Genomic DNA, 26,947 nt, shown 5'->3' on the forward strand with positions numbered 1-26,947 from the left:
CGGGCGGTCGGCGGGTGATGGCCGTCAGCGGAAGGCGGGCGGCCGCTTCTCCAGAAAGGCGTTCAGCCCTTCTTCGGCGTCGCGGCTGGTCTGGCTGATCGCCGCGCACAGGCTTTCGACGAACAGCCCGTCGGGCTTCGCCATGTCGGAGATCCGGGCGATGGCCTGGATCATCATGTAGTTCGAGAGCTTCGCGTTCTTCGCGACCTGGTGGGCGAGCGCGCGGGCCTTCTCCAGCGCCTCCCCCGGGCCGACGGCGTAATGGGCGAGGCCGAGGGCCGCGGCCTCCTCGGTCGTGTATTTCCGCCCCGTGAGCATCATCTCGCACATCCGGTCGGCGCCCAGGATCCGGCCCACGCGCACCGTGGCGCCGCCGCCCACGAAGATGCCGCGCATCCCCTCGGGCAGCTGGAAGATACAGCCGGGCTCGGCCACCCGCACATGGGTGGCGCAGGCGAGCTCCAGCCCGCCCCCGATCACCGCGCCCCTCAGGGCCGAGACCACCGGCAGGCCCGAGAACTGCACCCGGTCCATCACCCGGTGCCAGTTGCGCGAATGGGCCAGCACCTCCTCCGCCTCGCGCGAGACATGCTCCGACAGGTCGAGGCCCGAGCAGAAGTGCCCCCCGGCGCCGGTCAGGATCACGGCGCGGACGCCCGCGGGGGGCGCGCCGAAGAAGGCGTCGATCTCGGCCAGCAGCCCGTCGGACATGGCGTTGCGCTTGTCGGGACGGTTCAGCGTCAGGGTCGCGACGGGGCCGTCGATCTCGACGGTCAGCAGGGGCTCGGTCCGCGCGGGGGCCGGGGAAGGCTGGGGGTCGGTCATGCGTCCTCTCGGGCCGGGCGGAGGCGCCGCGGCGGGGCGGGTGTGGCGGTGGGATCGCGCGGCCGGCGCGACGGGGCGGCGGGGGCGTCGGGCGCTCGGCGCCCCCGGTTCCGGCCGCGAAATCGGTCTCCTCCCGTAAGCTCCGCTCTGCGGCGGATCCGCGGGGATGCTGGGGCGCGCGGATTGTTCTGTCAATGAACAATATCCGCTGCAACGCACCATGGGCGCGGCGTTTTCCGCGCCGCGACGCCCGCCGCTGCGAGGGGATCGCGCCACGCTTCGGGCGTATCGGAACGGGCGGGGATCAGCCGCGGGGCAGGGCGAGGACGGCGCGCAGGCCTTCGGGCGCGGCCTCGAAGCTCAGCGCGCCGCCGTGCTGGCGGGCGATGGCGGCGGCGACCGACAGGCCCAGGCCCGCGCCCTTGGCCGCGCCCGCGTTGGCGCCGCGGGCGAAGGGGGCGACCAGCGCCTCCATCGCCGCCGCATCCGCGCCGGGGCCGCCGGCGTCGGTCACCGCGATCCGCGCCCGGCTCGCGTCCGCCTCGACCGAGACCTCGGCCCGCCGGCCGTACTTGAGGGCGTTGTCGATCAGGTTGCCCAGCGCCCGGCGCAGGGCCAGCGGGCGCGCCTCGATCACCACGCGGCGCGCCTCGGGCCCCGGCGGCTCGGGCGCGCGGGCGGCGAGGAAGAGGGTGCCCACGGGGCCCGCGCGCCGGGCCGGCGGCTCGACCAGGGTCACCGGGCGGCCGAGGTCGGCGTAGTCCGCCACCACCGCCTCCACCAGCGCGGTCAGCGAGAGGGAGCGGCGCGCCTCCCCCCCGATCTCGGCGCGGGTGAAGGCCAGAACGCTGTCGAGCATGTCGGTCATCTCGTCGAGGTCGCGCACCAGCTTGTCGCGCAGCGCCGCGTCCTCGATCAGGGCGGCGCGCAGGCGCAGGCGGGTGGCGGGCGCGCCGAGGTCATGGCTGACGCCCGAGAGGACAAGGGCGCGCTTCTCCAGCCGCTCCCGCTCCTCGGCCAGGCGCAGGTTCACGGCGCCCACGATCTCGCGCAGCTCGGCGGGGCCTCGGGCGGGGATCGGGGCGTCCTCGTCCCGGCGGGCGCGCATGGCGGCGGCGGCAGCGCGGAACTCGGCCGAGATCGCGGACCAGCGGCCCAGCAGCAGGGCGGCGACGAGCACGAGGCCCAGGGCCGCGGGGGCGCGCAGGTCGGCGGGCGCGTCGGCGCAGCCCCAGATCGCCTCGCCCTCGACCCGCCGCCAGGGGCCGTCGCCCAGCCGCGCGAAGACCCGCGGCTCGGCGCACCAGCGCGCCAGCAGGGCCGAGAAGGCGCCGAGGCTCGCCGCCGGGCCGCCCGCCGCCTCGTCGCCGGCGATGGAGGAGACGGGGTAGGAGAGCTCCGCCGACAGCACCCGCAGCCGCAGCCGGTCGCCGCCGATGGCGCCGGGGCCGAGCGAGAGGAACGAGACCTCGGTCGTGTAGGGCAGGGCGGGATCGGCGGCGGGCGCCCCCTCGGGCAGCGGGGCCGACAGCGCCACGCCCACCGGCGGCGTCCCGCCCGCGTCGAGCGCGTGGTAGAGCTGCACCCCGGCCGTGCGGGCGCGGGCGAGGCGGGCGTCCCACGCCGCGTCGGACCAGGCCCAGGCCCAGGCCGCCGCCGCGCCGCAGACCAGCGCCGCCAGCACCAGGAGGACGCCCTGCACCCGCAGGCCGAGGGCGCGCGAGGCGGGCGCGGGGCGCGCGGGCGGCGGCGCCTCGGCCGGGCCGGCGTCGGGAGCAGTGGGCTCGGGCGAAGGAGGCTCGGGCGCGTCTCGCATCGCGGCGCGCTCAGCGGGCGGGCGCGGCGGGGCGGGGGCCGGTCTCGACCTCCGCCGTCAGAACGTAGCCGACGCCGCGCTGGGTGCGGATCAGGCTCGGCGCCTTGGGGTTCTCCTCGATCTTCGAGCGCAGGCGCCCGACCAGCACGTCCACGGCGCGGGAGCTCGCGTCGGGCTCCGCGGCGGGGTCGGGGGCGGCGTCGGGGTCGTGCAGCGCCTCGGCGATCTCCTCCCGGGTGAGGGGGATGTTGGGGTTGGCGAGCAGGCACTTCAGCAACGCCGCCTCCCGGCGCGACAGCGACGCCTCGACCCCGTCCGGGCCCGTCGCCGTCTCGGTCCGCGCATCGAAGGTCCAGCCGGCGAAGCGGTGGACGCCCTCGGCCCGGCGATAGGCGAGCGAAGCCGCCCGCCGCGTCCGGCGCAGCACCGCGCGGATGCGGGCCAGCAGCAGGTCGGGGTTGAAGGGCTTGGCGACGTAGTCGTCCGCCCCCCGCTCGTACCCCGCCATGCGCTGGTGATCGGCCGACAGGGCCGAGAGCATCACGATCGGCACGTCATGCTCGGCCCGCAGGCGGGCGCAGATCTCCAGCCCGCTCTCGTCGCCCAGCATCACGTCGAGCAGGATCAGGTCGATGCGGTGGCGCGCGAAGGCGGCCTGCGCCTGCGCGCCCGTCGCCGCCTCGACCGCGGCGAAGCCGTTGCGGCGCAGGAAGTCGGTCAGCATCCCGCGCATCTCGGGGTCGTCGTCCACGACCAGCAGCCTGGGTATGGTCATCGCGGCGCGGTCCCTCCCTCCCGTCGCCCCGCGCCGGCGCCTCTTTGGGCGGGGTTCGGGGGCGTGCTCCCAGTCTGCCGCGTAACGGTTTGTAACGAAACGCCTTGAATTCCACCCTCTCTTCGGCGCCGCAGCATGGATCGGGCGTTGATGCTGCGCCGCGGCTTCCGCGATCTTCGCCCCGGACCCGCCTGCCCCTGGGAGGGGGCGCCCCCCGAAGGCGTCGCGGCGGACATGGGAGGATCGAACATGCGCAAGCTCAACGTTCTGGCGGCCTCGTCGGCCATGGTCGCGCTGCTGGCCGGCGCCGCGGCGGCCGAGCCGCAGGTCGAGGTGCTGCACTGGTGGACCTCGGGCGGGGAGGCGAAGTCGGTCGCCGTCCTGCAGCAGGAATTCGCCGAGCGCGGCGGGACCTGGACCGACATGCCCGTCGCCGGCGGCGGCGGCGACGCCGCGATGACCGCCCTGCGCGCCCGCGTGCTGTCGGGCAACGCCCCGACCGCGGTGCAGCTGAAGGGCCCCGCGATCCAGGAGTGGTACGAGGAGGGGGTCCTCTCCGACATCTCCGACGTCGCGCAGGAGCAGGGCTGGGCCGACGTGCTGCCCAAGGCCATCGCCAATCACATGATGTGCGAGGACACCTGGTGCGCCGCGCCGGTGAACGTCCACCGCGTCGACTGGATCTGGGCGAACGCCAAGGTCCTCGAGGACGCCGGCATCGCCATGCCGACCTCCTGGGACGAGTTCAACGCGGCGGCCGAGAAGCTGAAGGCCGCCGGCGTCGTGCCGCTGGCCCATGGCGGCCAGGCCTGGCAGGACGCGACGATCTTCGAGGTGGTGGCGCTGAGCCTCGGCGGCCCCGAGTTCTTCAAGCAGGCGCTCGTGGACCTCGACCCCGAGGCGCTGAAGTCCGACACCATGAAGGCCGTCTTCGACCAGATGCGCACCCTGCGCGGCTTCGTCGACGACAACTTCTCGGGCCGCGACTGGAACCTCGCGACCGCGATGGTGATCAACGGCGAGGCCGCCTTCCAGATCATGGGCGACTGGGCGAAGGGCGAGTTCCTGGCCGCCGGCAAGACCCCGGGCGAGGACTTCCTGTGCGCCTCGGCCCCCGGCGCGGGCTTCCTCTACAACGTCGACAGCTTCGCGATGTTCGAGGTCTCGGGCGACGACAAGGTCGCCGGCCAGAAGCTGCTGGCCGAGCTGATCATGGGCCCGACGTTCCAGGAGACCTTCAACCTCAACAAGGGCTCGATCCCCGCGCGCACCGACGTGTCGCTGGAGAAGTTCGACAGCTGCGCCGCGACCTCCTCGAAGGAGATGGGCGAGAGCGCGGCGGACGGCTCGCTCCTGCCCTCCTACGCGCATGGCATGGCGCTGCGCGGGGCCCAGTCGGGCGCGATCACCGACGTGGTGACGGCGCACTTCAACTCGGACATGAGCTCGGACGAGGCGGTGCAGATGCTGGCCGACGCGGTCGCCAACTCGATGTGATCGCCTGACGATCCGGCGCAGGGCCACACCCCGCGCCGGGCTCCGGGCCCCCTCCTGTCCTCGCGGGAGGGGGCCCGCCTCCGGCCCTGCGGGGCCGTGCGCGAGGAAGGGGACCCCCGCCCATGATCGACTGGTTGGAGAGGCAGGCGCCCAGGCTGGTGCTGGCGCCGTCCTTCGCAGCGGCGCTGCTGTTCGTCTACGGCTTCATCGGCTGGACCGCCTGGGTCAGCCTGACCAAGTCGCGGCTGCTGCCGAAGTACGAGATCGAGGGCTTCGGCCAGTACACGCGCCTGTTCGCCGCCCCCCGCTGGGACGTGGCGATCGACAACCTGGCGATCTTCGGGATCCTGTTCATCGGCGTCTCGATGGCGCTGGGCCTGGGGCTGGCGATCCTGCTCGACCAGCGCATCCGGGCCGAGGGGGCGCTGCGCACCATCTACCTCTATCCCATGGCGCTCTCTATGATCGTCACTGGGACGGCGTGGAAGTGGATCCTCAACCCCGGCCTCGGGATCGAGGCGATGGTGAAGGGCTGGGGATACGAGGACTTCACCTTCGGCTGGCTGGTCGACCCCGACATGGCGATCTACACGGTGGTGATCGCGGGGGTCTGGCAGGCCTCGGGCTTCGTGATGGCGCTGTTCCTGGCGGGGCTGCGGAGCGTCGACTCCGAGATCATCAAGGCCGCCCAGGTGGACGGCATCCCGACGGTGCGCATCTACACCGCGATCATCATCCCCTCGATGGCGCCGATCTTCCTGTCGGCCTTCATCGTGCTGGCCCACCTGGCGATCAAGAGTTTCGACCTGGTCATCGCCCTCACGGGCGGCGGGCCCGGCTACGCGACCGATCTGCCGGCCACGTACATGTACGCGATGGCGTTCTCGCGCGGGGACCTCGGGCAGGCCGCATCCTCGGCGATGATCATGATGACGATCGTCTTCGCGGTGGTGGTCCCCTACCTCTATTCCGAGCTGAGGACGCGGCGATGAGCGACCTGACCGCCTACCCGGCCGAGCGGACCGACTGGGGCAAGCTGGCGCTCCGCTGGCTGCTGTTCGTGATCCTGGGCCTGTTCGCCCTGTGGTATCTCGCGCCCCTCTTCGTGATGCTGGCGACCTCGATGAAGACGCTGGAGGAGATCCGCACCGGCTCCCTCATCGCCCTGCCGCGCGAGATCACGTTCGAGCCCTGGGCCAAGGCGTGGTCGCAGGCGTGCAGCGGCATCACCTGCGAGGGGCTGCGGCCCTATTTCTTCAACTCGATCCTGCTGGCGGTGCCCTCGGTCGCGATCTCGACCGTGATCGGGGCGCTGAACGGCTACGTCATCGCGCAGTGGCGCTTCCGGGGGGCGGACACGATCTTCGCGCTGCTGCTGTTCGGCTGCTTCATCCCCTTCCAGGTGGTGCTGCTGCCGATGGCCAAGATGCTGGGGCTGCTGGGGCTGGCGGGCACGATCCCGGGGCTGATGCTGGTGCACATCGTCTACGGGATCGGCTTCACCACGCTGTTCTTCCGCAACTTCTACGTCACCATCCCCGGCGACCTGATCAAGGCGGCGAAGGTGGACGGCGCGGGGTTCCTGCGGATCTTCTTCTCGATCTTCCTGCCGCTGTCGCTGCCGATCATCGTGGTCTCGATCATCTGGCAGTTCACCCAGATCTGGAACGACTTCCTGTTCGGCGTCTCGTTCTCGTCGGCCGGCTCGCAGCCGGTGACGGTGGCGCTGAACAACATCGTCAACTCGACGACGGGCGTGAAGGAATACAACGTCGACATGGCGGCCGCGATCATCGCCGCCCTGCCGACCCTTCTCGTCTACGTCGTCGCCGGCAAGTACTTCATCCGCGGCCTGACCGCGGGCTCGGTGAAAGGCTGACCCATGGCGCCCGTGCTGACGATCCGGAACCTCCGCAAGGCCTATGGCGAGACGGTGATCCTCCACGACGTGAACATCGAGATCGAGGAGGGCGACTTCCTGGTCCTGGTGGGCCCGTCCGGCTGCGGCAAGTCCACCCTGCTCAACTGCATCGCGGGGCTCGAGCCGATCACCGGCGGCTCGGTCGCCATCGGCGGGCGGGAGATGACCAAGGCCCCGCCCAAGGACCGCGACATCGCCATGGTGTTCCAGAGCTATGCGCTCTACCCCACCATGACGGTCGCCAAGAACATCACCTTCGGCATGAAGGTCCGCGGCGTCGACGCCGCCACCCAGAAGCGCAAGCTGGAGGAGGTGGCGAGGCAGCTGCAGATCTCCCAGCTTCTCGATCGCAAGCCCGGGCAGCTCTCGGGCGGGCAAAGGCAGCGCGTCGCCATGGGCCGCGCCCTGGTGCGGGAGCCGAAACTGTTCCTGTTCGACGAGCCGCTGTCGAACCTCGACGCCAAGCTGCGGGTCGAGATGCGCACCGAGATCAAGCGCCTGCACCAGGACCTCGGCGCCTCGATGGTCTACGTCACCCACGACCAGATCGAGGCGATGACGCTCGCCACCAAGATCGTGGTGATGAAGGGCGGCGTGATCCAGCAGATCGGCGCGCCCTCCGAGATCTACAACCGCCCCGCCAACATGTTCGTGGCCGACTTCATGGGCTCGCCCGCGATGAACCTGATCCCCGCCCGGGTCGAGGGCGGCCAGGTCGCCATCGCGCGGGAGGGCGACGCCCCGATCCTGATCGACGCCGGCGTGGTCGGGGGCCTGTCGGGCGACCTGCCGCGCGACGTGGTGCTGGGCCTGCGCCCCGAGGACATCGTCGAGCCCGGCGCGCGCAACGGCGCCCATGTCGTCCCCGCCCGCTGCCTGGTGGAGGTGGTCGAGCCCGCGGGCGCCGACACCTACGTCGTCTCCCGCCTCGGCGGCGCGGCGGTGACCGCGCGGCTGTCGGCCGAGACGCGGGCGCGCGCCGGCCAGCCGCTGGACGTGGCCTTCGACCTCGCCAAGGCCAGCTTCTTCGCCCCGGACACCGGCGCCCGGCTGAACTGAGGGGGGCGCGGGAACCGGCCGCCGGTCGGTTCCCGCGGGCGCGCGATGCGGGGGCCGGGGCCCGATGAAATCGACCGACGGTCGGTTGATCGCGGCGCTTGCCCCCCGCCTCGCGATGCGGTCCAACGGGGGCGAACCCTTCACGAAGGGGCGCCGGCGAGGCCCTCGCCGCGGCCCCCGCCCGACGTCAGGACCCGCATGAACACCTCGACCGCCCCCGCTCCCGCCCCGCTGATGGAACCCGAAGCCACCCCCGGCAGCCTGTTCGAGACGATGGGCTTCCAGCGCCGCACCCATTTCGCCGACGGGCGCGCGGTGGTCGAGTACATGGCCGGGCCGCACCTGTGCCACTCGGGCGGGATCGTGCAGGGGGGCTTCGTCACCGGCTGGATCGACCAGGCGATGGCGATGGCGCTGATGAGCCTGACGGGCCCCGAGATGACCCCCATCTCGCTGGAGATCAAGGTCAGCTTCTTCGCCCCCGCCCGCCCCGGCCTGCTGATCGCCGAGGGCCGGGTGGAATACGCCGGCCGCTCGACCTGCTTCGCCGAGGGCGACCTGCGCGACGCCCGCGGCAAGCTGCTGGCGAAGTCGACCTCCACCATCCGCCTGATCCCCCGCGCCAAGGCCGAGGCCGCCTCCGCCGCCGCGCTCGCAGCGATGGAAGGCGAGGGCTGAGCCGAGCCTGGACGGCCAAGAGACCGAAACCGCCGCCGCGTCGCCCGACGCGGCGGCGGTTCGCGTTCCGGCTCAGCCGGTCTGCGGAGCGGGATCCAGCAAGCCGAGACGCGCGAGCCCCTCGCGCATCTCGGCCTCCTCGGGCGCGCCGGAGGCAAGGGCGCGCGCCTCCTCGGGCGCGAGGGGGACGAGGCGGCCGGTGATCGGGGAGGGCGCGCCGGGAACCGGCTCGCCGCGGGCGAAACGCGCGCGCAGGGCCGCGAGCAGGCCGGGCAGGGCGGCGCGCGCGGCGATGGCCTCGGGCGGCGACAGCGCCGCGATCTCCCGCCGGGCGATCCCCAGCAGCGCCGCCTGCGCGGCCTGCCGGGGCGGGAGGCAGGCGCGCTCCGCGAATTCGGCGACCGTGGCGGGCCCGTCGGCGAAGCCGGCGGCGACGCGGGCGGCGGTCTCGGGGCCGAAGCCGGGGCGGGCGCCGTGGACCTCGGCCTCGCGCCGCTCGTGCGCCAGGCGGGGCGGCCAGGGGGCGATGCGCAGGGCGGCGAGGCGCGCGGCCTGCTCGGCCTCGGTCAGGCGCGGGGCGCCGCGGGCGAAGAGGTCGACGCGGAAGCCCCGCCGGCTCATCAGGTCGCGCGCGGCCTCGCCCCACCCCTCGGCCACGGCCTTGCGCACGAAGGCGACGGCGTCGGCGTCGAAGCGCAGCACGTCGAACTGCTCGATCAGGTCGGCGGGGGCGGCGAAGGCGAGCTTGGCCGGCGCCAGCGCCTCCGCCACCTCGGCCGGCCAGGCGGCGGAGGCATGGGTCGCGCCGAGATCGTGGGCGAGGTAGCGGTCGGGCAGCTTCGAGAGTTTCGCCCAGACCTCGGCCGTGCGCGCATCCCCGCCGCCGGCGGCCAGCCAGGCGTCGACGGCGGCGCGGGCGGCCTCGAACGTCGGGCGACCGGGCGGGCGCGGCGCCTCGCGGAAGATGCGGCGGATCGCGGCGGTCTCGGCCCAGCCGGCGGCGGCGGCGTAGCCGGTGTAGAGCACGCCCCCCGGCGCCAGCCAGCGCCCCAGGATCGCGACGAGCCGCGCCCGGTTCTCGGGCGACACCCAGGTCCACACGCCGTGCATCGCGATGTAGTCGAAGGGCTCGGGGTCGTGGGCGCGGGGGGCCTCGGCCAGATCCTCGAAGCTCGCCTCGATGAACTTCAGGTTCTCCAGCCCCGCCTCGGCGGCGAGGCGACGGGCGCGGGCCACGTGCTCGGGCATGAAGTCGACCCCGAGGAAGCGCCCCTCGGGGTGCAAGGCCGCCAGACCCGCCAGGGTGAAGCCGGTGCCGCAGCCGAGCTCGGCATAGCGGAACCCCGACGCCCGCGGGGGCGGCGAGACCCCCGCCACGCTCAGCGCGAGGTCGATCGCCTCCGGCCCCTGCAGGGGCTGGGCGGTCTCGAGATAGCTTTCGGCGACGGGGTAGCCCCCGCCCCAGTCCGGCGCGGGCACGCGCTCAGAGCAGGAAGTCGAAGTCGCCGACGTCGGTGATCGCGGGCCCGCCGTCGGGGTCGCCGCCGGTCGACACGCTCGATACCAGCACGTCGGTCATCTTGATCTCGACCGTCCCGTCGCCGTTGCGCTTGACCTTGTAGTCGAAGTCGAACCCCGTGGCGTCGAGGAACGCGTCGAGACGCGCGGCGTACTCCAGCGCCTCCTGGTAGCCGGCCTTGCCTTCGGCCAGGGGGACGTAGGTCACGTCGAGCTTGAGGAAGATCGGCGTCGGATCGCCCGCCGCCGCGTGCTCGGGCGGCCCGCCCGGCGACAGGATCGAGAGGTCGAAGCTGTCGATGTCGCGCGTGTGATGCGTCAGCACCCGCAGCAGGTATTCCGCCTCGTCGATGAGCTGGCCCTTGTAGCGGTCCAGAACCTCCTGGATGTCTTGCGACTCGCCATCGATGTCCGGGATCTTGAGATAACCGGTTAACGGCATGGTTGCGCCTCCTCCACTGGGAAACAATCGTGACGCAGGGAGGGTGAACCCCGCTTGAAGCTGACGTAAGGGAGGCTTGCGGTCCGCGGCGTTCCGCGCTCGGGTCGGCACGAAACCCGCATGGCCGAGGCCGCCCCGTGCCCGCTGCCCGTCCCCGCTGAAGGAACCGCCCCCATGTCCGCACCCCTCGTCGACGCCGCCCGCCTCTGGGACCGGCACATGAGCCTCGCCCGGATCGGCGCCACGCCCGAAGGCGGCGTGCGCCGCCTCGCCTTCGACGCGGCCGAGGTCGCGGCCCACCGCCTGCTGGCCGACTGGGCGCTGGCGCGGGGCTTCGCCCTCGCCCTGGACCCCGCCGGCAACCTCTTCGTCCGGCGCGAGGGGACGGACCCCGCCGCCGCCCCCGTCGTCTCCGGCTCCCATCTCGACAGCCAGCCCTCGGGCGGGCGTTTCGACGGGGTGTTCGGCGTGCTCTGCGCGTTCGAGGCGATGGAGACGGCGGAGGACCGCGGCCTCGTCACCCGCCGCCCGCTGGAATGCGTGGTCTGGGCGAACGAGGAGGGCTCCCGCTTCCGGCCGGGCTGCATGGGCTCGGCGGTCCAGGCCGGCGAGATGACGCTCGCCGAGGCGCTCGCCACGGTGGGCGACGACGGCGCGACCTATGGCGAGGGGCTCGACGCCCTGCGCGCCGCGTTGCCCGAGGCCGCCCCCGCCCCCCTCGACCGCCCCTTCGCCGCGCTGCTGGAGGCGCATATCGAGCAGGGCCCCCTGCTGGAGGCGGGCGGAGAGCTGATCGGCGTGGTCGACCGCGTGCAGGGGCACCGGCGGCTCGACATCTCGGTCGTCGGGCGGGAGGACCACTCCGGCGGCGCGCCGCTGAGCCTGCGCAAGGACGCCTTCGTGGACGCGATCGAGGTCTGTCGGGGCCTCGCCGAGCTGTGCCGGGACGAGACCGACGTGCTGCGCTTCACCTTCGGCCGCTTCGTGGTCAGCCCCAACGCCGTCTCGGTGGTGCCGGGGCGGGTGGACATGGTGCTGGACCTGCGCCACCCCGACCAGGAGGAGCTGGTGCGCCTGGGCGACCTCGTCCACGCGAAGGCGCAGGGTCTGGCGCGGCTGTGCGAGGTGACGGTGGCCGACAGCTCCTGGCACGCGCCCGTCGCCTTCACGCCTGCGATCCGCGAGGCGCTCTCCCGCTCCGCCGCCGCCCGGGGCTTCGCGCAGCGCGAGATCTACTCCGGCGGCGGGCACGACGCGCGCTGGTTCCCCGGCCGCTGCCCCACGGGGATGCTGTTCATCCCCTGCGAGAACGGCGTCAGCCACCACCCGGCCGAGAACGTGGACCCCGCCCATGCCGCCGCCGGCGCCCAGGTGATCGCCGACGTGATGCTGGAGCTGGCGGGCGAGGGCTGAGCGCGCCCCTGCCGCGCATTCGGGCGCCGGGCGCCCGAATGCGCGGCAAGATCATATTCGCCTCCAAACTTGGAGCGAACTACATTGACATGGCGCGAGCCCTGCGGCGTCCTGTTCCCGACCCGGATTGCAGACCGACGAGGGATTCCATGGCCACGCTCACCCAGGCCCAGCACGACCGCGCCGTCCGCTTCATCGCGGCCAACCGCTTTCCCTTCCCCGACCAGCCCGACCCGAGCTGGCCGCTGCACTACCGGACCTGGTTCAACTCGCAGACCCATCCCCGCATCGCCATCGAGGGGCCCGACGGCCCGCATTACCCCGACATCGTGATCGTCGACGGCGACGGCCGCCTGCGGGAGATCGCGGAGGTCGAGACCGCGCTCTCCCCCGACATGATCCCCCGCTGGCGGGCCGCCTCCGAGGCCGCCGACGACACCACCGAGACCGGCTGCCGCCACCTGCTGGTCTACGTGCCCGAGGGGCTGGAGGCCGAGGCCCAGGCGATGCTGGAGGGGGCCGGGATCAGCTACCACGCCCTGCGCGGCATCCGCGTGGACGAGGACGGCACGGTTCACGTCCTGCCCCACCAGACGCTGGGCAACACCAAGGACCACCGCCCCGACAGCCCGCCGCCCGCCTCCCAGGACCCGGTGCGCGCGACGCTCGACGACGACGCGCGCGAGGCGGTGATCCGCTTCCTGCTGGCCGAGCGCTTCCCCTTCCCCGGCGAGGGGGTCGAGCAGTGGGGCCTCGACCTCCACTGCCTGACCAACACCCGCCACCACCGCCGCCGCGCCATCCCCGGCCCGGACGGCGACCTGTTCCCCGCCATCGTGGTGGTCGACGCCGAAGGTCGCCCCTGCAAGATCGCGATGGTGGAAACCGAGGTGGGCCCCGAGACGCTCCCCGCCTGGAAGGCCTGCTCCGAGGCCGCGGTCTACGAGGGCCACTACACCGACCCCGACACCGGCCGCCCGGCGAAGCACTTCCTCCTCTACGTCCCCCTGGGGCAGGAGGAGACCGCCCGCGAGATGCTGATCGAAGCCGGCATCTCCTGCGCCGGCGTGCGGGGCTACGAGGTGACCGAGGCGCTCAGGGTGCGGATGCCGGCGATCCTGCCGCCGGTGGTGCGGGGCTGAGCGTTCGCCCCGGACGCGCCTTTCTTGCGAAATTAGAGCTTCCAGGCTATATAGCCTCCATGGCATGATCCGGTCATGCCATGGACCGTGCTGTTCGCCGACGAGTTCGAGCCGGAGTTCGATGCGCTGCCTGCGCCGGTGCAGGACGCGATCTATGCCCGCGCCAGGCTGCTGGAGCGGGAGGGGCCGGCGCTGGGCCGTCCCCATGCGGACACGCTGGCCGGCTCGCGGCACCGGAACATGAAGGAGCTGCGCTGCACGGCCGCCGACGGCGTCTGGCGCATCGCCTTCGCCTTCGACCCGGACCGGCAGGCGATCCTGCTGGTGGCCGGGGACAAGTCCGGCGGCGGCGAGCGACGGTTCTACAAGCGGCTGATCGAGCGGGCGGACGAGCGCTTCGACCGCCACCTGCGACTGCGGAAAGGATGACGGCCATGGCGCGCACGCTGGCGGAGAAGCTCGCCGACCTCGACCCCGACCGGCGCGAGGTGATCGAGGCGGAGGCCGATCGGCTCCATGCCGAGTATCTGACCCTTCAGCAGCTTCGCAAGGCGAAGGCGCTGACGCAGGTGCAGCTTGCCCAGAGCCTCGGGGTGCAGCAGGCGACCGTCGCGAAATACGAGCGGCAGAGCGACCTGCTGCTGTCGACCCTCAGGAGCTACGTGCAGGCGATGGGGGGCGAGCTGAAGCTGATGGTCGAGTTTCCCGATGCGCCCCCCGTGACGCTGGACGGGCTGGGCGACGCCGAGGAGCCGCGCAGGCGGCGGAGCGGCGCCCCGGCCTGACGGCGGCGGATCATTCCCGTCCCGCCACCGACCGGATGAAGTTCCGCGTCCGCTCCTCCTGCGGGTCGTCCATGATCTGCGCCGCGGGGCCCGTCTCCACGACCCGGCCCTGGTCCATGAACACCACCCGGTCGCCGACCTCGCGGGCGAAGCCGAGCTCGTGGGTGACCACGACCATGGTCATGCCGGCGCGGGCCAGGTCGCGCATCACCGCGAGGACCTCGCCCACCAGCTCGGGGTCCAGCGCCGAGGTCGGCTCGTCGAACAGCATCACCTTGGGATTCATCGCCAGCGCCCGCGCGATGGCGACGCGCTGCTGCTGGCCGCCCGAGAGGTCCTTGGGGTAGCTTGAGGCCTTCTCGGCCAGCCCCACCCGGGCGAGCAGGCGGCGGGCGCGGTCCTCGGCCTGGCCGCGGGGCTCCTTCAGGACGTGGATCGGGCCCTCGGTGATGTTCTGCAGCGCGGTCATGTGCGGGAACAGGTTGAAGCGCTGGAAGACCATGCCGGTCTTGCGCCGCTGGCGGGCGATCTCGGCCTCGGGCAGGGGGTGCAAGCGCTCCCCCTCCAGCCGCCAGCCCAGCAGCTCCCCGTCGAGCCAGAGCGAGCCCTCGTCGATCCGCTCCAGCTGATTGATGCAGCGCAGGAACGTGGTCTTGCCCGAGCCGGAGGGGCCGATGATGCACACCACCTCCCCCTCGGCCACGTCGATCGACACCTCCGACAGCGCCCGGAACTCCCCGAACAGCTTGCCCACCCGGCGGCCCGAGACGATGGGCAGGCCGGGGGCGGTGGTGGGGGCGACGTCCTGCTCCATCTGCGATGCCCTGCCGTTGACGGTCATGTCGTTCATGCGTCCCGCACCCCCGAGGCGAAGCCGCGGCCGAAGCGACGCTCGAGGCGGCTCTGGCCGATGGAGAGGATCGTGACCACCACCAGATACCACGCGGCGGCGACCATCAGCAGTTCGATCACGCGGGCGTTCACGTAGTAGATGTCCTGGCTGGTGCGCAGCACGTCGGCGAAGCCGATGATGGAGGCGAGCGAGGTCATCTTCACCAGGCCGATGAACTCGTTGCCCAGGGGCGGGATCACCACCCGCATCGCCTGGGGCAGGATGATGCGCTTCAGGCTCGCCCAGTAGCTCATGCCGATGGCCTGGGCGGCCTCGTACTGGCCGCGGTCGACCGACAGCAGGCCCGCGCGCATCACCTCCGAGGTGTAGGCGCCCTGGTTCAGGCCCAGGCCCAGCAGGGTGGCGACGGCGGGGGTGATGACCTCGACCGTGCGCACCTGGAAGCCGGGAAAGCCCAGCCAGGGGAACACCAGCGCCAGGTTGAACCAGATCAGCAGCTGCAGGATCACCGGCGTGCCGCGGAAGAACCACTGGTAGCCCACCGCCACGTTGCGCAGCACCGGGTTGGGCGAGCCGCGCATCACCGCCACCAGCACGCCGATGACGATGCCGATGATCATGCAGGCGATGGACATCCAGATGGTGTTGACCACGCCCATCAGGATCGTGGGCCAGAACAGGTATTCGCCCGTGACGTCCCAGGCGATCTTGCCCAGGGCGAAGGCGCGGATCAGCCAGGCGATCAGCAGCACCATGATCGCCACCGCCGCGATGCGGCCCCAGCGACGGGGCCGCACCACGATCATCTTCGAGACGTCGACCTCGGGGGCGGCTGCGCGCGCGCCCGGGGCGAGTGCGGAGCCGCCCGCCGCCATCAGGGCTGCGGACCCTGGTTGACGGTCGGCTCGTCGAGCGCCGAGAGGTTGAGCTTCCACTTCTCGATCAGGCTCATGTAGGTGCCGTCCTCCCACAGCTCCTTGAGGGCGGCGAGGAAGGCCTCGCGCAGCTCCGTGTCCTCCTTCGCGAAGGCGATGCCCATCAGGGCGGAGGAGATCGGATCGCCCAGCGCCTTGAACTCGCCGGGGTAGGTCTCGAGGATCGTGGGCACGGCCTCGAGGCCCTGGACCGCGGCGACGGCGCGGCCGGTGCGCAGGTTGGTCAGCTGCTGGCCGCGGTCGGTGTCGACGATGACCTCGATCGGCTCCTTGCCGTTGGCCACGCAGTTCTTCTCGGACCAGGTCTCGACCGTCTTGGGATAGGAGGTCCCGCGCGAGGTGGTGATGGTCTTGCCGCAGAGGTCCGCGGCGCTCTCCAGCCCCTCGGAGACCGGCGAGTAGAACTGGGCGCCGGCGCGCAGGTAGTCGATGAAGTCGAAGATCTCGCGGCGGGCGGGCGTGTCGTAGAAGCCCGACCAGATGATGTCCACGCGGCCCGACTGCAGGGCGGGGGTCATCGCCTCGAAGGCGCCGTTGAGGTACTCGACCTCGAAGCCCAGCTTGTCGCCGACGGCCTTCAGCAGGTCGACGTCGAAGCCGGTGAACTCGTTCGTCGCCGGGTCCAGCATCTCCATCGGGGGATAGCCGGCGTTCAGCGCCGATTTCAGGACGCCCGCGTCCTTGATGCGCGCGGGCAGCTCCTGCGCGCCGGCCGCTCCGGCGGCCGCGGCTATGGCGAGCGTCGCGACGAGGGCCGCCGCGCCTTTGGTGATCCGTCTCATCCTGACCTCCTTGTCGGGAGGCGCCGCCCTGTGGCCGGGCGTGCGCCGGGACCGGCGGGCGCCGCTCCTGGACGCCTTCGCCGGATGGGTGGGGCCGCGTCAGCGGCTGGGCGTCACGATCTGCGGGACGGCGCCGTCGTAGGGGGGAAGCGTCTCCTCCGGGGGCGTCCAGTCTCCGCGGGCCACGAGGCCCTCGATGTGCTCGGCGATCTCGGCGCAGGTGGCGAACCAGACATCGCCCTTGGCCATCATGTGCTCGATCAGGCGCACCTGCTCCTCGGCGCGCGCGAGGCGGCCGGAGACGAACGGGTGCCAGACCGCGGTCCACAGGCCGCCATGCTCCCACGCCGCGTCGAAGTCCGCCTGGAAGACGGCGCGCGCCACGGCCGGGGCCTGGGGCTGCATCGTCCAGCCCGAGACGGGCAGGTTCACGTACTGGTTCCAGTCGTCGGCCGTCGCCTCGTGCGGCAGCTCGACCACCGATCTGCCGTCCGGGCGCTTGATCAGGTAGGGCACGTCGTAGCCCGCGAGCGAGGCGTCGTAGCGGATCCCATGCTCGATCATCAGGTCTAGCGTATGCTCGGAGAACGCGCCCGACGGGCAGCGGTAGCCGACGGGCGGCTTGCCGGTCGCCTTCTCGATCGCCCGCACGCCGGCGATCATCACCTTCTCCTCGTCCTCGCGCGAGAGCTGGTTGGTCCGCTCGTGCAGCCAGCCGTGGTGGCCGATCTCGTGGCCGCCCTTCACCAGCAGATCGACCGCGTCAGGGTACTGCTCCAGGCACCAGCCGGGGGTGAACACGGTCTGGCGGATGCCGAAGTGGTTCCAGATCTTGACGATGCGCGGGATCGCGACCGTCGCGCCGTACTTGAGCGTCTGCTGCAGCGTGACCCGGCGGCGGACGTCGTCGCTGGGGAAATAGAGGTGCAGCAGGCTCTCGGCGTCGAAGTCGTAGGCGAAGCAGACCGCGCAGCGCGCGCCGTTCGGCCAGGGGGGCGGGTTGTCGATCAGGCTCAGCATCGCGCGCTCCGCGGCCGGGCTGCGGCGGTTTCGAACCGCGGCGGATTGATCGGGCGACGGATCGGGGCTTTCATTCCGGGGGGCGTCTCCGGCTATGCTGCGCTGCGGAAAGGTTCCGGCTGTCCGGACTTATTGTCAACTCCATTTTTGTAGTTGCATCCATGTAGGCGCTTTGGGCGCGGTCTGGTATGCAGCCGGAAAGAACGAAGAAGCGCGGAGGCGATTCGGTGGCGGCAGGCGGCCTGAGGCAGAAGCACAAGCGGCGCAGGCTGCAGCAGGTGCTCGACGCGGCGGAGGTGCTGTTCTCGACGAACGGCTACGAGGCGACGCGGATCGAGGCGATCGCGGACAGCGCCTCGGTGGCGCCGGCGACGGTCTACAACTACTTCGCCACCAAGCCGAACCTGCTGATGGCGCTGGCCATCCGCCACGTGCGCAGCGCGCTGCCCGAGCGGCGCGCCTACCTCCAGGACCTGCCCGAGGACATCCTGGCCGCGATCCTGGGGTTCGAGCGTCTGCTGGCCGAACAGGCCATGCGTCACCTGTCGCGGGAGTGCTGGCGGGTGATCCTGTCCTCCCAGCATATCGAGCCGGGCGGGCGCGCGAGCCGCACCGGGGCGCGGCTGAACAACCTCATCAAGCGCCACTACATCCGCCTGCTGGGCACCTACCGCGACCGCGGCGTGCTGCGCGACGACCTCGACATCGCCGAGCTCGCCGGGCTGATCGTGGGAATCACCACCTGGGACTTCTCGCGCTTCGTCTCCTCCGAGGCGGGCACGATCGAGGATCTGCTGCGCAAGGGCGTGCCCGGCATCCGCCTGATCCTCGAGGGGCTGCTGACCGAGGAAGGGGCGCGGCTGCTGGCGACCTCTCCGGCGATGGGCGACGTGCCCCCGGTGACCGGGCTCGACCCCGCCGCCTGAGACCGACGCTCCCGCACGCGCGCCGAAGCGGGGGACGGTCGGCCTCGCCTGCGGGACGTTGGCGACTCCAAAAATGTAGTTCGCTCCAAAAATCGTCTTGCGGCGCCGCAGCAGGCTTGGCTACGGTGCGCGCAGGCGACCCGTCCTTCGCCCGGCGTCCGCCCCTCCCGGGCGACGCGCGGCGTCGCGGCGGGGTCGCGGCCGCAGCCAGCCGAAGGAGCCGCCCCTTGACCGCGATCACCGAGAACGAGTGGCGCTACAACCAGACCATCAAGCGCTTCCCCTCCGAGCCCGAGCCCGCCTTCGAGGCGCCGGACCAGCTGGAGCGGTGGTGGGGCCGCAACTGGGGCTGCACCAACGACGTGGGCAAGCTGCGCGTGGTGCTGATGCACCGGCCCGGGGAAGAGCTCCTGCAGGTGGACGCGTCCAAGAAGCTCGACTTCAACTCCTACGGCGACGAGCAGGCGGGCTGGTACTGGCGCGGCGACGTCCCTCCCGACCTGCCCGCGATGCAGGCCCAGCATGACGCCTACGTGGCGCTGCTGCGCTCCGAAGGGGTCGAGGTCGTGTTCATCGACCGCGCCGCCAGGGACCGGATGAAGACCTGCTACACCCGCGACTCGGTCGTGGGCATCGGCGGCGGCGCCATCGTCACCCGCCTCGGGCCCCGCATCCGGCGGGGCGAGGAGCTGCCGGCGACCCGCACGCTGGCCTCCATCGGCTGCCCGATCCTGCGCACCATCAACGGAACGGGCGTGTTCGAGGGCGGCAGCTTCGCCTGGCTGAATTCCAAGACCGCGGTCGTCGGCGTCTCCTCGCGCGTGAACGAGGAGGGGGCCAAGCAGGTCGGCGAGGTCCTCGCCGCCCAGGGCGTCGAGCTGATCCGCGTGCAGCTGACCGGCTACCGCCTGCATATCGACGGCCTGTTCGTGATGCTCACGCCGGACCTCGCGCTGGTGAACTCGGCCCTGCTGCCCTGGTGGTTCCTCCAGCAGCTGGACGCCATGGGCATCTCCATCATCGAGGTCTGCCCGGAGGACGACGGCTCGATCATCAACTCCCTCGCCATCGCGCCGGGGCGGGTGATCATGCCCGACGGCCTTTCGACCCGCACCGAGGGCGAGCTGCGCCGCGCGGGCGTCGAGATCCTGCAGACCCCCTACGACCAGGTGATCCTGGGCGGCGGCGGCCTGCACTGCTCGACCGCCCCCCTGATCCGCGACGAGGTCTGAGCATGTCCGAGACGATCCCCGAGCTTCCCGACTTCGACTGGACCCCCGCGCAGGCGGAGGCGCTGGAGTGGCTGAAGGCCAACCATGAGGCCCTGTCGCAGGACCACATGACGATCTGGAACTTCCACGAGCCGTCCTGGCGGGAATACAAGTCGTCGGCCTGGTACATGGACCGGCTGGAGGCGGAAGGCTTCGAGGTCGAGCGCGGCTCGGGCGGGATGCCCACCGCCTTCCGCGCGGTGTGGTCCAACGGCCCCGGCCCGACCATCGGCGGCTACGCCGAATACGACGCCGTGCCGGGCCAGAGCCAGGCGCCCGTCCCCCGCCGCCAGCCGCGCGAGGGCACCACCAAGCACGCCGCCGGCCACACCGACCCGCATTCCGCGCTGGGCATCGGCGCCTTCGCGGGCTTCCTCGCCGCCAAGCGGGCGATGGAGCAGCACGGCATCGGCGGCACGCTGGTGTTCTTCGGGGAGCCGGCCGAGAAGCTCTGCGGCTCGAAGCCGATCCACGCGGCGAAGGGCTACTACGACGACCTCGACGCCGCCTTCTCCTTCCACCCCCACAGCTTCCCGGCCCTGACCAACGGCTGCTTCTGGGAGACGACCTCCGCCCCCCTGTGGAGCCGGATGTACACGTTCGAGTGCGAGAACCCCGAGACCTGGCAGCAGGGCCACTCGGCGGGCGGGGCCACGCATCCCCACGCCTCGGCCCGCGCGCCGGGGGCCATCGACGCGGTGTGCATGATGTACACCACCTCGAAGATGATGAAGGAGTCGATGCTGCCCCACACCGGCTCCTGGGCGATGAACGAGTTCATCCCGGTGGCCGGTCAGGCGACCTCGGACAACATCGCGCCGGCCATCGGGCAGGTGCAGTTCACGCTGCGCGCGCCGGCGATCGAGATGTGCAACGCGGCCTACGCCGTGCTGGACCGCAACGCCGAGCAGATCGCGGGCATGACCCACTGCACCTGGCGGGCGGACTGGATCGCGCGCACCCGCGCGGGCCTGCCCAACAAGGCGATGGCCGAGATCACCTACCGCAACTTCAACAAGCTCGGCGCGCCGAAGTGGTCGGACGAGGCGAAGGCCTTCGCCCGCGCCCTGCAGAAGGAGCTCGGCGCCCCGGAGACGGACGAGCCGCTGCTGGCGGGGATGGAGAAGCTGACCCCGCCGTGGGAGGCGGAGGAGAGCTTCCGCGCCCAGCTTCCCGCCTGGCAGCTGAACTACGCCGCCGACGACTACGTCGACTACACCTGGCACTGCCCGACCGTGCGCCTCTACGTGGCCCGCCCGACCATGGAGGCGCGGCCCGACGGCGCCCGCTGGCCGGAGTGGGTGCGCCACGCCATGGGCGGCGTGCCGGCCTGCATCGACCCGATGTGGTCGAAGGCCGCCGAGGTGATCTCGACCACCCTCCTCGACCTGCTGACCGATCCCGAGGGGCTGGCCCGCGCCAAGGCCGAGTTCGAGGCCCGCACCGGCGGCGGCGTCGGCGGGACCGACTGGGTCGCCCCCCTGCTGCCCGCCGACTTCGAGCCGCCGATCCATTACCGCTGGCCCGAATACGTCGAGACGCCCCGCGGCCCGGAATGGACCGTGCGGTCTTGAGCGAGCGGCCCCCGAAGCCGGCGGCGGCGGAGGCGTGCAGCGTCTCCGCCGTCGTCGACGGCCGCCGCTCGATCCGCCGGTTCCTCGATGCGCCGGTGGACCGGGCGCTGGTCGAGGACGTGGTGCGCCGCGCCGCCCGCGCGCCCTCGGGCTCGAACGTGCAGCCCTGGGCGGTGCGCATCGTCGACGGCGAGCGGATGGACGCGCTGCGCGCGATGATGCGCCGCCTGCGCGCCGAGCGGCCGGAGGGCGAGCCCCTCGATCCGCCCTACCAGCCCCCCGCCGGCCCGCCGCCCGAGTTCCAGCGCCGCCGCCTGCGCAACGGAGAGATTCTTTACGGCGCGCTGGGCATCGACCGGTCCGACGCCGCCGCCCGCGCCGCCTGGAACGAGGAGAACTTCCAGTTCTTCGGCGCCCCCGCGGGCGTGTTCCTGCTGATGCGGCGCGAATGCGTGGCCTGGCAGTGGCTCGACCTCGGGATCTACCTTCAGACCCTGCTGCTGCTGTTCGAGGAGGCGGGCCTGGGAACCTGCCCCCAGGCCGACTGGGCGATGCATGGCGAGGCGGTGGCGTCCTTCCTGGGCGTCGACCCCGCCTTCCGCCTGCCGGTCGGCGTCGCGGTCGGGATCCCCGACCTGACCGCCCCCGAGAACCGGATCCGGACCGAGCGGGACGATCCGCTGGCCGACGATCCCGACGCCTCGCCTCCCCCTCCCGGAGCCTTCCCATGCTGAATTCCGCGAACCTGCCCGCGACCCTCCCCCAGCCGCCGGGCCCCGACCACGTGCCGACCGAGCAGGAGCTGCGCGAGGATCTCGCCGCCGCCTACCGGCTGATCGCGCTGTTCGGGATGACGGACACGGTCTTCACCCACCTCAGCGTGCGGGTCCCGGGCGAGGGCCACCAGTTCCTGGTGAACCCCTACGGCCTGCTGTTCGAGGAGATCACGGCCTCCTCCCTGGTGCTGGTCGACGCCGACGGCGAGCCGAAGCAGGAAACCTCCTGGCCGGTGAACCCCGCGGGCTTCGTGATCCACTCCGCCATCCACCGCGAAGCGCCCAACGCCGCCTGCGTGATGCACACCCACACCCAGGCCGGCATGACCGTCTGCGCCCAGGCCGGCGGGCTGCTGATGCTCAACCAGATGTCGATGGAGTTCCACGGCCGCGTCGCGATCCACGAATACGAGGGCATCGCCGCCGACGACAACCTGTCGGAGCGCGAGCGGATCGTGCGCGACCTCGGCGACAAGACCTGCCTTCTGCTCCGCAACCACGGCCTGCTGACCGTCGGCCGCAACGTGGCCGAGGCCTTCTACAACATGTACTACCTTGAGCAGGTCTGCCGCCTTCAGGTCGCCGCCCAGTCGACGGGGGCGGAGCTGTCGATCCCCCCGACCCAGGTGGTCGAGCGCACGGCGGCCCAGTTCACGCCGGGCCCCAACAAGGGCTGGCTGCCCTGGCAGGCCCTGCGCCGCAAGCTCGACCGCGAGCAGCCGGACTATCGCCATTGACTGGTCGCGCGCCCTGCGGACCGGCCCTTTCGGGCCCGCGGCCTTTTCGGGCCGCCGGACCGGCCGAGGCCGGTCCGGCGGATGGCGCGCGCTCAGGCTTGCGGGGCGCGACGGCGCAGCAGCGCGAAACCGCCCAGCCCCGCCGCCAGCAGCGGCAGCGCCGCGGGCGCCGGAACGGCCGAGTCGGGCGCGTCGAAGGTCATCGCGTCGAACCAGACCGCCTCGTCCCGGACGCTGGACAGCACGATCCGCACCGTGTCGACGGGCGCGGAGAAGCCGGTCGCCAGCGCGTCGGCGGCATAGGCGCCGGTCGCGGTCACGCCCAGCAGCTGCTCGGTGACGCTTCCGCCGACGAGGCCGAAGATGTCGACGACGTCATAGGCGGTCGTAGCGGCGCCCGGCCCGCGCAGCACGAAGGCGTCGAAGGTGAAGGTTCCGCCCCCGCTCCGCACCACCTCCACCGTGTCCCCGGCGCTCGGAATCGGCGAGATTCCGAGCGTGAGGAACTGGTAGTTGCCGTTGTCGATGACGCTCGCCTGGGCCCCCGTGGTCTGGGTGAAGGCGAAGCCGCCTTCGGAGTAGGGCAGCGCGCCCGGCGTTCCGTCGAACTCGACGGTCAGCGCAACCGCGGCCTGCGCCCCAAGCGCAAGCGGCGCGGCCAGAGCCATTGCCATGATATGAGATCGGATCGTCATTCAGCGTTCCCCCTTGCAAGCGACGTCGCGACGTTAACCGAGGTGAACGCCTCGTGAGGCGATGACCCAAGGTCATCGAATCGTTCGTTTTCGCGCCCGCTCGGCCCGAGCCTCCCGGCTCGCCGGAGGCGCGGCGCGACCCAGAAAGACCCGACCGGAGGAAGGACCCCGAAGATGACCGCCGCCCCCAGCGCCGCCCCGCAGAGCTCTCCCAACGCCCCCACCGGCGGCGAGATCGCCGTCGAGAGCCTGCTCGCCAACGGCGTCGACACGCTGTTCGCGCTGCCCGGCGTGCAGCTCGACCACCTGATGAACGCGCTGCACGGCGCGACCGACCGGCTGCGGGTGATCCATCCGCGTCATGAGCAGGGCGCGGCCTACATGGCGCTGGGCTACGCGATGGCCACGGGGCGCGTGGGCGCCTACGCCGTGGTGCCGGGGCCGGGGTTCCTCAACACCACCGCCGCGCTCTCGACCGCCTACGCCGTCCACGCGCCGGTGCTGGCGGTGATCGGGCAGATCGCCTCGAAGGCCATCGGCCAGGGCGGGGGCGAACTGCACGAGCTGCCGGACCAGTCCGCGATCCTCGACGGGCTGACCCGCAGCCACGGCATCGCGAGGGAGGCCGGCGAGGTCGCGGGCGTGATGCAGGCGGCCTTCGCGGCGCTGGCTTCCGGCCGCGCGCCGGCGGGTGTGGAGCTTCCCGCCGACGTGCTGCGCAAGACCGCCGAGGGCGCGACGGTCGCGCCCGCCGCCCGCGCCGTCCCCGCCCCCGACGCGGTCGCTATGGACGAGGCCGCGGCCCTGCTCGCCGGGGCGAAGCGGCCGCTGATCTGGATCGGCTCCGGCGCGCTCGCTTGCGGCGAGGGGCTGGCCGAGATCGCGGCGCGCATCGGCGCGCCGGTCGTCAGCCACCTGACCGGCGTGGGCGTGCTGCCCACCGACCACCCCTGGGCCGTGGGCACCTGGGAGGGGCGGGAGCTGTGGCGCGAGGCGGACGTGATCCTCGCCGTCGGCACCCGCCTGCACGACCCCCGCCGCCGCTGGGGCGTGGCGGAGGGGCAGGCGGTGATCCGGGTGGACCTCGACCCCGCCCAGTTCTCCCGCGGGGCGCCGCCGACGGTCGCGATCGAGGCGGACGCGGCCGAGGCGATCCCCGCGCTGGCGCAGGCGCTGGCCGGCGCCGAGATCGCCGCCGACGTCTCCGCCCGCCAGGCGCGCACGGCCGAGCTGAAGGCCGCCAAGGCCGCGATCTTCGAGGAGCGCCTGGCCCCGCAGATGGCCTATCTGCGCGCGATCCGCGCGGCCCTGCCGATGGAGGCGGCGGTGGTCTGCGACTACACCCAGATCGGCTACGCCGCGACCGCGGCCCTGCCGATGGACCGCCCGCGCCGGCTGATCACGCCGGGCTACCAGGGCACGCTGGGCTTCGCCTATGCGACCGCGCTGGGCGTCAAGGCGGGCCTGCCCGACGCGCCGGTGGTGGCGCTGTGCGGCGACGGCGGCTTCCTGTTCACCGGCGCCGAGATGGCGACCGCCGTCCAGCACGGGATCAACGCGGTGGGAATCGTGTTCTCGGACGGCGCCTACGGCAACGTGCGCCGGATGCAGGACCAGATCCACGGCGGCAAGCTGATCGCCTCGGACCTGCGCAACCCCGACTTCGTGGCCTATGCGCAGAGCTTCGGCGCCGAGGCGCGCCGCGCCGAGGGCCCCGAGGCGCTGGGCGAGGCGCTGGCCTGGGCGATCACGCGCCCCGGCCCGGTGCTGATCGAATGCCCGATGCCGGTGCTGCCCGACCCGTGGGAGCTGCTGGAGCCGCGCTGAGGCGCGCGCGGGGAGGCGCCCCTTCGGGGCGTCTCCGGCCTGCGGCCGGGCGGGACGGGGGCGCCCCTGCGGGGCGGTTTCGGCCTTCGGCCGGACGCGAGGGGGGCCGGCCTTCGGCCGGGCGCGCGCCTGCGGCGCGTCTTGCGCTGCGCGCGGGAAGCCGGGCGGTCGCCGGCGGCGCCGGCCGGTCGGGACAGGCTGGTCGCCTCTCCCGACCGCTCTTTGCCCCGCGCTCAGACCGTGCCGGGCTCGGTCACCTGGTGGTCGTAGGGATCGCCCGGGGTCACGAAGGGCACCACGCGGATCGCGTCGCCCTCGACCGTGAAGCCGCGCACGCCGGCGTAGGAGATCCTGGCGTCGTCCAGCATCTTCTGCGCGTCCGCCTCCAGCCCCGCGGGCACGTAGAGGAAGAAGTGGCGCACGCCCGTCGAGGTCTTGTCGTCCGAGGTCTCGGAGCCCAGCCGCAGCATCGGGACCTTCGCCGGGTCGATGGTCATCTCGACCTCGCCGACTTCGCGCACCTCGTCGGTGGGCGAGACGATGATGATGTCGGGATAGTAGGGGCCGTCCGGCGTCTCGATCGCGCGGCGCTTCTCGACCGCGTTGCAGATCGCGACGTAGCCCTCGGGCCAGTCCTGCTGGCCGGGGAAGGGGTAGCGGGTGCGCGAGATGTAGTGCGCGACCTTGTCATGAACGTCCTGGGTCATCGGATCCTCCTTCCAGGGGATGGGGTTGAGCGTCGGTGATCGGGGCCGCGGCCGCGGCGGCTACGGGTTCGGGGGGGCCGGCGGGGGCGACGCGGCGGCGCTCTGCCGCGACGATGGCGAGGCCCGAGGCCAGCACCAGCGCCGCGCCCGCCCAGACATGGGCGGCCGGCGCCTCGGCGAAGAACAGCCAGCCCAGCGCGAAGCCGACCGGCAGGGCGCCGTACTCCAGCGCCGCCAGGGTCGAGGCCGAGAGCCGCCCCGCCGCCGCGTAGATCGCGTATTGCCCCGCGCCGCCGGCCATCCCCGCCAGCGCCAGCCCCGCGGTCTGGCGCAAGTCGGCCTGCCAGCCGAGCGCCAGCGCGATCGCGCCGGTCCCGATCACGAAGACCCCGTTGGAGACCGCGACCTGGAGCAGCGTGGACTCGGCCACCGCGATGGCGCGCAGCAGGATCATCGTCACCGCCCACAGCGCGGCGGCCAGCAGCCCGAAGCCGGTGGCGGCGGAGAACTCGAGCCGCAGGGCCCCGCTGGTCAGCGCGACGCCCGCGAAGCCCAGCGCGATGGCGACCCAGACCATCGCCCCCGCCCGCTCGCCCAGGAAGGGCCCGGCGAGCAGCGCCACGATGACCGGCGAGACGAAGTAGAGGGTGATCGCCTGGCCCAGCGGCAGCTCGCGCAGGGCGAGGTAGAAGGCGCCCCAGGCCGCCAGGTTCACCAGCGCCCGCACCACCATCGTCGGCAGCCGCCGCGCCCGCGGCAGCCGGCGGACCAGCGGCCGCCCGCCCAGGAGCAGCGCCAGCGCCAGCACCGCCAGGCTGCGGGCCAGCAGCACCTGCCACACCGGCAGCGCCTGCACGAAATCCTTGCTCAGCGCATCCTGCAGCGGCAGCAGCACGTTGGCCGCGCAGACGAAGCCGACGCCGATCCACAGGCCCCGCGTCGGGGACAGGAGGGGTTCGGCCGGCGGGCTCAT

At 72.5% G+C, this 26,947-nt stretch carries 27 protein-coding genes; 15 read left to right on the forward strand and 12 right to left on the reverse strand.

Going from position 1 to position 26,947, the window contains the following annotated elements:
- Positions 1-24: 24 nt before the first annotated feature.
- The 3 genes from P2H44_RS22025 to P2H44_RS22035 form a co-directional block, all read right to left on the reverse strand.
- Positions 25-825, reverse strand: coding sequence for a crotonase/enoyl-CoA hydratase family protein (locus P2H44_RS22025; protein WP_275767125.1), 801 nt, complete (start codon positions 823-825; stop codon positions 25-27).
- Between the two features lie 304 nt (positions 826-1,129).
- Positions 1,130-2,641: a sensor histidine kinase gene (locus P2H44_RS22030; RefSeq protein ID WP_275767126.1), complete on the reverse strand. Its 1,512-nt coding sequence runs from the start codon at positions 2,639-2,641 to the stop codon at positions 1,130-1,132.
- Positions 2,642-2,651: 10 nt separating this feature from the next.
- Positions 2,652-3,416, reverse strand: coding sequence for a response regulator transcription factor (locus P2H44_RS22035; protein ID WP_275767128.1), 765 nt, complete (start codon positions 3,414-3,416; stop codon positions 2,652-2,654).
- 285 nt (positions 3,417-3,701) lie between these two features.
- Between P2H44_RS22035 and P2H44_RS22040 the strand changes: the two genes are divergently transcribed.
- From P2H44_RS22040 to P2H44_RS22060, 5 genes are all read left to right on the forward strand, one after another.
- A complete protein-coding gene (locus P2H44_RS22040) occupies positions 3,702-4,913 on the forward strand; it encodes an ABC transporter substrate-binding protein (protein ID WP_275767313.1) in 1,212 nt (403 codons plus the stop codon).
- A 122-nt stretch (positions 4,914-5,035) separates the two neighbouring features.
- Positions 5,036-5,905, forward strand: a complete 870-nt coding sequence (locus P2H44_RS22045) for a carbohydrate ABC transporter permease (protein ID WP_275767130.1) — start codon at positions 5,036-5,038, stop codon at positions 5,903-5,905.
- Positions 5,902-6,792 (forward strand): carbohydrate ABC transporter permease, encoded by an 891-nt coding sequence (locus P2H44_RS22050; RefSeq protein WP_275767132.1) that lies wholly within the window; start codon positions 5,902-5,904, stop codon positions 6,790-6,792. The genes P2H44_RS22045 and P2H44_RS22050 overlap by 4 nt, the downstream gene beginning before the upstream one ends.
- A gap of 3 nt (positions 6,793-6,795) precedes the next feature.
- Positions 6,796-7,893: an ABC transporter ATP-binding protein gene (locus tag P2H44_RS22055; protein ID WP_275767133.1), complete on the forward strand. Its 1,098-nt coding sequence runs from the start codon at positions 6,796-6,798 to the stop codon at positions 7,891-7,893.
- Positions 7,894-8,091: 198 nt separating this feature from the next.
- Positions 8,092-8,571, forward strand: a complete 480-nt coding sequence (locus P2H44_RS22060; RefSeq protein ID WP_275767134.1) for a PaaI family thioesterase — start codon at positions 8,092-8,094, stop codon at positions 8,569-8,571.
- 72 nt (positions 8,572-8,643) lie between these two features.
- Here P2H44_RS22060 and P2H44_RS22065 read toward each other — a convergent pair whose 3' ends face one another.
- Together P2H44_RS22065 and P2H44_RS22070 are read right to left on the reverse strand one after the other, a co-directional pair.
- Positions 8,644-10,050 (reverse strand): class I SAM-dependent methyltransferase, encoded by a 1,407-nt coding sequence (locus P2H44_RS22065; protein WP_275767136.1) that lies wholly within the window; start codon positions 10,048-10,050, stop codon positions 8,644-8,646.
- A gap of 4 nt (positions 10,051-10,054) precedes the next feature.
- Entirely contained in the window at positions 10,055-10,531 is a 477-nt protein-coding gene (locus P2H44_RS22070; protein ID WP_275767138.1) for a hypothetical protein, read from the reverse strand.
- 174 nt (positions 10,532-10,705) lie between these two features.
- Between P2H44_RS22070 and P2H44_RS22075 the strand changes: the two genes are divergently transcribed.
- The 4 genes from P2H44_RS22075 to P2H44_RS22090 all read left to right on the forward strand — a co-directional run bounded on the left by P2H44_RS22075 (position 10,706) and on the right by P2H44_RS22090 (position 13,871).
- Positions 10,706-11,944, forward strand: a complete 1,239-nt coding sequence (locus P2H44_RS22075; protein WP_275767140.1) for a M20 family metallo-hydrolase — start codon at positions 10,706-10,708, stop codon at positions 11,942-11,944.
- Positions 11,945-12,093: 149 nt separating this feature from the next.
- Positions 12,094-13,086, forward strand: a complete 993-nt coding sequence (locus P2H44_RS22080; protein WP_275767142.1) for a hypothetical protein — start codon at positions 12,094-12,096, stop codon at positions 13,084-13,086.
- Between the two features lie 75 nt (positions 13,087-13,161).
- Positions 13,162-13,515 (forward strand): type II toxin-antitoxin system RelE/ParE family toxin, encoded by a 354-nt coding sequence (locus P2H44_RS22085; protein ID WP_275767144.1) that lies wholly within the window; start codon positions 13,162-13,164, stop codon positions 13,513-13,515.
- Between the two features lie 5 nt (positions 13,516-13,520).
- On the forward strand, positions 13,521-13,871 hold the full coding sequence (locus P2H44_RS22090) for a helix-turn-helix domain-containing protein (RefSeq protein WP_275767146.1): 351 nt from the start codon (positions 13,521-13,523) through the stop codon (positions 13,869-13,871).
- A gap of 10 nt (positions 13,872-13,881) precedes the next feature.
- Here P2H44_RS22090 and P2H44_RS22095 read toward each other — a convergent pair whose 3' ends face one another.
- The 4 genes from P2H44_RS22095 to P2H44_RS22110 form a co-directional block, all read right to left on the reverse strand.
- Positions 13,882-14,721 carry an amino acid ABC transporter ATP-binding protein gene (locus P2H44_RS22095; protein WP_275767148.1) on the reverse strand — a complete coding sequence of 280 codons (840 nt, stop codon included), beginning with the start codon at positions 14,719-14,721 and terminating at the stop codon, positions 13,882-13,884.
- Positions 14,718-15,599: an amino acid ABC transporter permease gene (locus tag P2H44_RS22100; RefSeq protein WP_275767150.1), complete on the reverse strand. Its 882-nt coding sequence runs from the start codon at positions 15,597-15,599 to the stop codon at positions 14,718-14,720. The genes P2H44_RS22095 and P2H44_RS22100 overlap by 4 nt, the downstream gene beginning before the upstream one ends.
- Complete coding sequence (locus tag P2H44_RS22105; protein WP_275767151.1) at positions 15,599-16,441, reverse strand: ABC transporter substrate-binding protein; 843 nt, start codon at positions 16,439-16,441, stop codon at positions 15,599-15,601. The genes P2H44_RS22100 and P2H44_RS22105 overlap by 1 nt, the downstream gene beginning before the upstream one ends.
- A gap of 99 nt (positions 16,442-16,540) precedes the next feature.
- A complete protein-coding gene (locus tag P2H44_RS22110; protein WP_275767152.1) occupies positions 16,541-17,461 on the reverse strand; it encodes a polysaccharide deacetylase family protein in 921 nt (306 codons plus the stop codon).
- Positions 17,462-17,688: 227 nt separating this feature from the next.
- Between P2H44_RS22110 and P2H44_RS22115 the strand changes: the two genes are divergently transcribed.
- The 5 genes from P2H44_RS22115 (at position 17,689) to P2H44_RS22135 (ending at position 22,745) form a co-directional block, all read left to right on the forward strand.
- Complete coding sequence (locus P2H44_RS22115; protein WP_275767154.1) at positions 17,689-18,387, forward strand: TetR/AcrR family transcriptional regulator; 699 nt, start codon at positions 17,689-17,691, stop codon at positions 18,385-18,387.
- Between the two features lie 227 nt (positions 18,388-18,614).
- Positions 18,615-19,619, forward strand: a complete 1,005-nt coding sequence (locus P2H44_RS22120) for a dimethylarginine dimethylaminohydrolase family protein (RefSeq protein WP_275767156.1) — start codon at positions 18,615-18,617, stop codon at positions 19,617-19,619.
- Between the two features lie 2 nt (positions 19,620-19,621).
- Positions 19,622-21,232 carry a zinc-binding metallopeptidase family protein gene (locus P2H44_RS22125; protein WP_275767158.1) on the forward strand — a complete coding sequence of 537 codons (1,611 nt, stop codon included), beginning with the start codon at positions 19,622-19,624 and terminating at the stop codon, positions 21,230-21,232.
- Positions 21,229-21,966, forward strand: coding sequence for a nitroreductase (locus P2H44_RS22130; protein WP_275767159.1), 738 nt, complete (start codon positions 21,229-21,231; stop codon positions 21,964-21,966). The genes P2H44_RS22125 and P2H44_RS22130 overlap by 4 nt, the downstream gene beginning before the upstream one ends.
- Entirely contained in the window at positions 21,960-22,745 is a 786-nt protein-coding gene (locus P2H44_RS22135) for a class II aldolase/adducin family protein (protein WP_275767160.1), read from the forward strand. Before P2H44_RS22130 ends, P2H44_RS22135 begins: the two co-directional genes overlap by 7 nt.
- 92 nt (positions 22,746-22,837) lie before the next feature.
- Here the strand turns inward: P2H44_RS22135 and P2H44_RS22140 are convergent, their stop codons facing one another.
- Entirely contained in the window at positions 22,838-23,419 is a 582-nt protein-coding gene (locus P2H44_RS22140; protein ID WP_275767162.1) for a PEP-CTERM sorting domain-containing protein, read from the reverse strand.
- Between the two features lie 195 nt (positions 23,420-23,614).
- Between P2H44_RS22140 and P2H44_RS22145 the strand changes: the two genes are divergently transcribed.
- Positions 23,615-25,267, forward strand: a complete 1,653-nt coding sequence (locus P2H44_RS22145) for a thiamine pyrophosphate-dependent enzyme (RefSeq protein WP_275767164.1) — start codon at positions 23,615-23,617, stop codon at positions 25,265-25,267.
- 233 nt (positions 25,268-25,500) lie between these two features.
- Here the strand turns inward: P2H44_RS22145 and P2H44_RS22150 are convergent, their stop codons facing one another.
- Positions 25,501-25,974, reverse strand: a complete 474-nt coding sequence (locus P2H44_RS22150; protein ID WP_275767166.1) for a hypothetical protein — start codon at positions 25,972-25,974, stop codon at positions 25,501-25,503.
- A complete protein-coding gene (locus P2H44_RS22155; protein ID WP_275767167.1) occupies positions 25,955-26,947 on the reverse strand; it encodes a DMT family transporter in 993 nt (330 codons plus the stop codon). The genes P2H44_RS22150 and P2H44_RS22155 overlap by 20 nt, the downstream gene beginning before the upstream one ends.

Origin of the sequence: Albimonas marina, assembly GCF_029223255.1 — a bacterium.
Lineage (GTDB): Bacteria > Pseudomonadota > Alphaproteobacteria > Rhodobacterales > Rhodobacteraceae > Albimonas.

Bases quoted from the DNA above. Each gene is read 5' to 3' on its own strand.
- P2H44_RS22025 (WP_275767125.1), bottom strand. From the start codon at position 825: ATGACCGACCCCCAGCCTTCCCCGGCCCCCGCGCGGACCGAGCCCCTG.
- P2H44_RS22030 (WP_275767126.1), bottom strand. From the start codon at position 2,641: ATGCGAGACGCGCCCGAGCCTCCTTCGCCCGAGCCCACTGCTCCCGAC.
- P2H44_RS22035 (WP_275767128.1), bottom strand. From the start codon at position 3,416: ATGACCATACCCAGGCTGCTGGTCGTGGACGACGACCCCGAGATGCGC.
- P2H44_RS22040 (WP_275767313.1), top strand. From the start codon at position 3,702: ATGGTCGCGCTGCTGGCCGGCGCCGCGGCGGCCGAGCCGCAGGTCGAG.
- P2H44_RS22045 (WP_275767130.1), top strand. From the start codon at position 5,036: ATGATCGACTGGTTGGAGAGGCAGGCGCCCAGGCTGGTGCTGGCGCCG.
- P2H44_RS22050 (WP_275767132.1), top strand. From the start codon at position 5,902: ATGAGCGACCTGACCGCCTACCCGGCCGAGCGGACCGACTGGGGCAAG.
- P2H44_RS22055 (WP_275767133.1), top strand. From the start codon at position 6,796: ATGGCGCCCGTGCTGACGATCCGGAACCTCCGCAAGGCCTATGGCGAG.
- P2H44_RS22060 (WP_275767134.1), top strand. From the start codon at position 8,092: ATGAACACCTCGACCGCCCCCGCTCCCGCCCCGCTGATGGAACCCGAA.
- P2H44_RS22070 (WP_275767138.1), bottom strand. From the start codon at position 10,531: ATGCCGTTAACCGGTTATCTCAAGATCCCGGACATCGATGGCGAGTCG.
- P2H44_RS22075 (WP_275767140.1), top strand. From the start codon at position 10,706: ATGTCCGCACCCCTCGTCGACGCCGCCCGCCTCTGGGACCGGCACATG.
- P2H44_RS22080 (WP_275767142.1), top strand. From the start codon at position 12,094: ATGGCCACGCTCACCCAGGCCCAGCACGACCGCGCCGTCCGCTTCATC.
- P2H44_RS22085 (WP_275767144.1), top strand. From the start codon at position 13,162: ATGCCATGGACCGTGCTGTTCGCCGACGAGTTCGAGCCGGAGTTCGAT.
- P2H44_RS22090 (WP_275767146.1), top strand. From the start codon at position 13,521: ATGGCGCGCACGCTGGCGGAGAAGCTCGCCGACCTCGACCCCGACCGG.
- P2H44_RS22095 (WP_275767148.1), bottom strand. From the start codon at position 14,721: ATGAACGACATGACCGTCAACGGCAGGGCATCGCAGATGGAGCAGGAC.
- P2H44_RS22100 (WP_275767150.1), bottom strand. From the start codon at position 15,599: ATGGCGGCGGGCGGCTCCGCACTCGCCCCGGGCGCGCGCGCAGCCGCC.
- P2H44_RS22105 (WP_275767151.1), bottom strand. From the start codon at position 16,441: ATGAGACGGATCACCAAAGGCGCGGCGGCCCTCGTCGCGACGCTCGCC.
- P2H44_RS22110 (WP_275767152.1), bottom strand. From the start codon at position 17,461: ATGCTGAGCCTGATCGACAACCCGCCCCCCTGGCCGAACGGCGCGCGC.
- P2H44_RS22125 (WP_275767158.1), top strand. From the start codon at position 19,622: ATGTCCGAGACGATCCCCGAGCTTCCCGACTTCGACTGGACCCCCGCG.
- P2H44_RS22135 (WP_275767160.1), top strand. From the start codon at position 21,960: ATGCTGAATTCCGCGAACCTGCCCGCGACCCTCCCCCAGCCGCCGGGC.
- P2H44_RS22140 (WP_275767162.1), bottom strand. From the start codon at position 23,419: ATGGCAATGGCTCTGGCCGCGCCGCTTGCGCTTGGGGCGCAGGCCGCG.
- P2H44_RS22145 (WP_275767164.1), top strand. From the start codon at position 23,615: ATGACCGCCGCCCCCAGCGCCGCCCCGCAGAGCTCTCCCAACGCCCCC.
- P2H44_RS22150 (WP_275767166.1), bottom strand. From the start codon at position 25,974: ATGACCCAGGACGTTCATGACAAGGTCGCGCACTACATCTCGCGCACC.
- P2H44_RS22155 (WP_275767167.1), bottom strand. From the start codon at position 26,947: ATGAGCCCGCCGGCCGAACCCCTCCTGTCCCCGACGCGGGGCCTGTGG.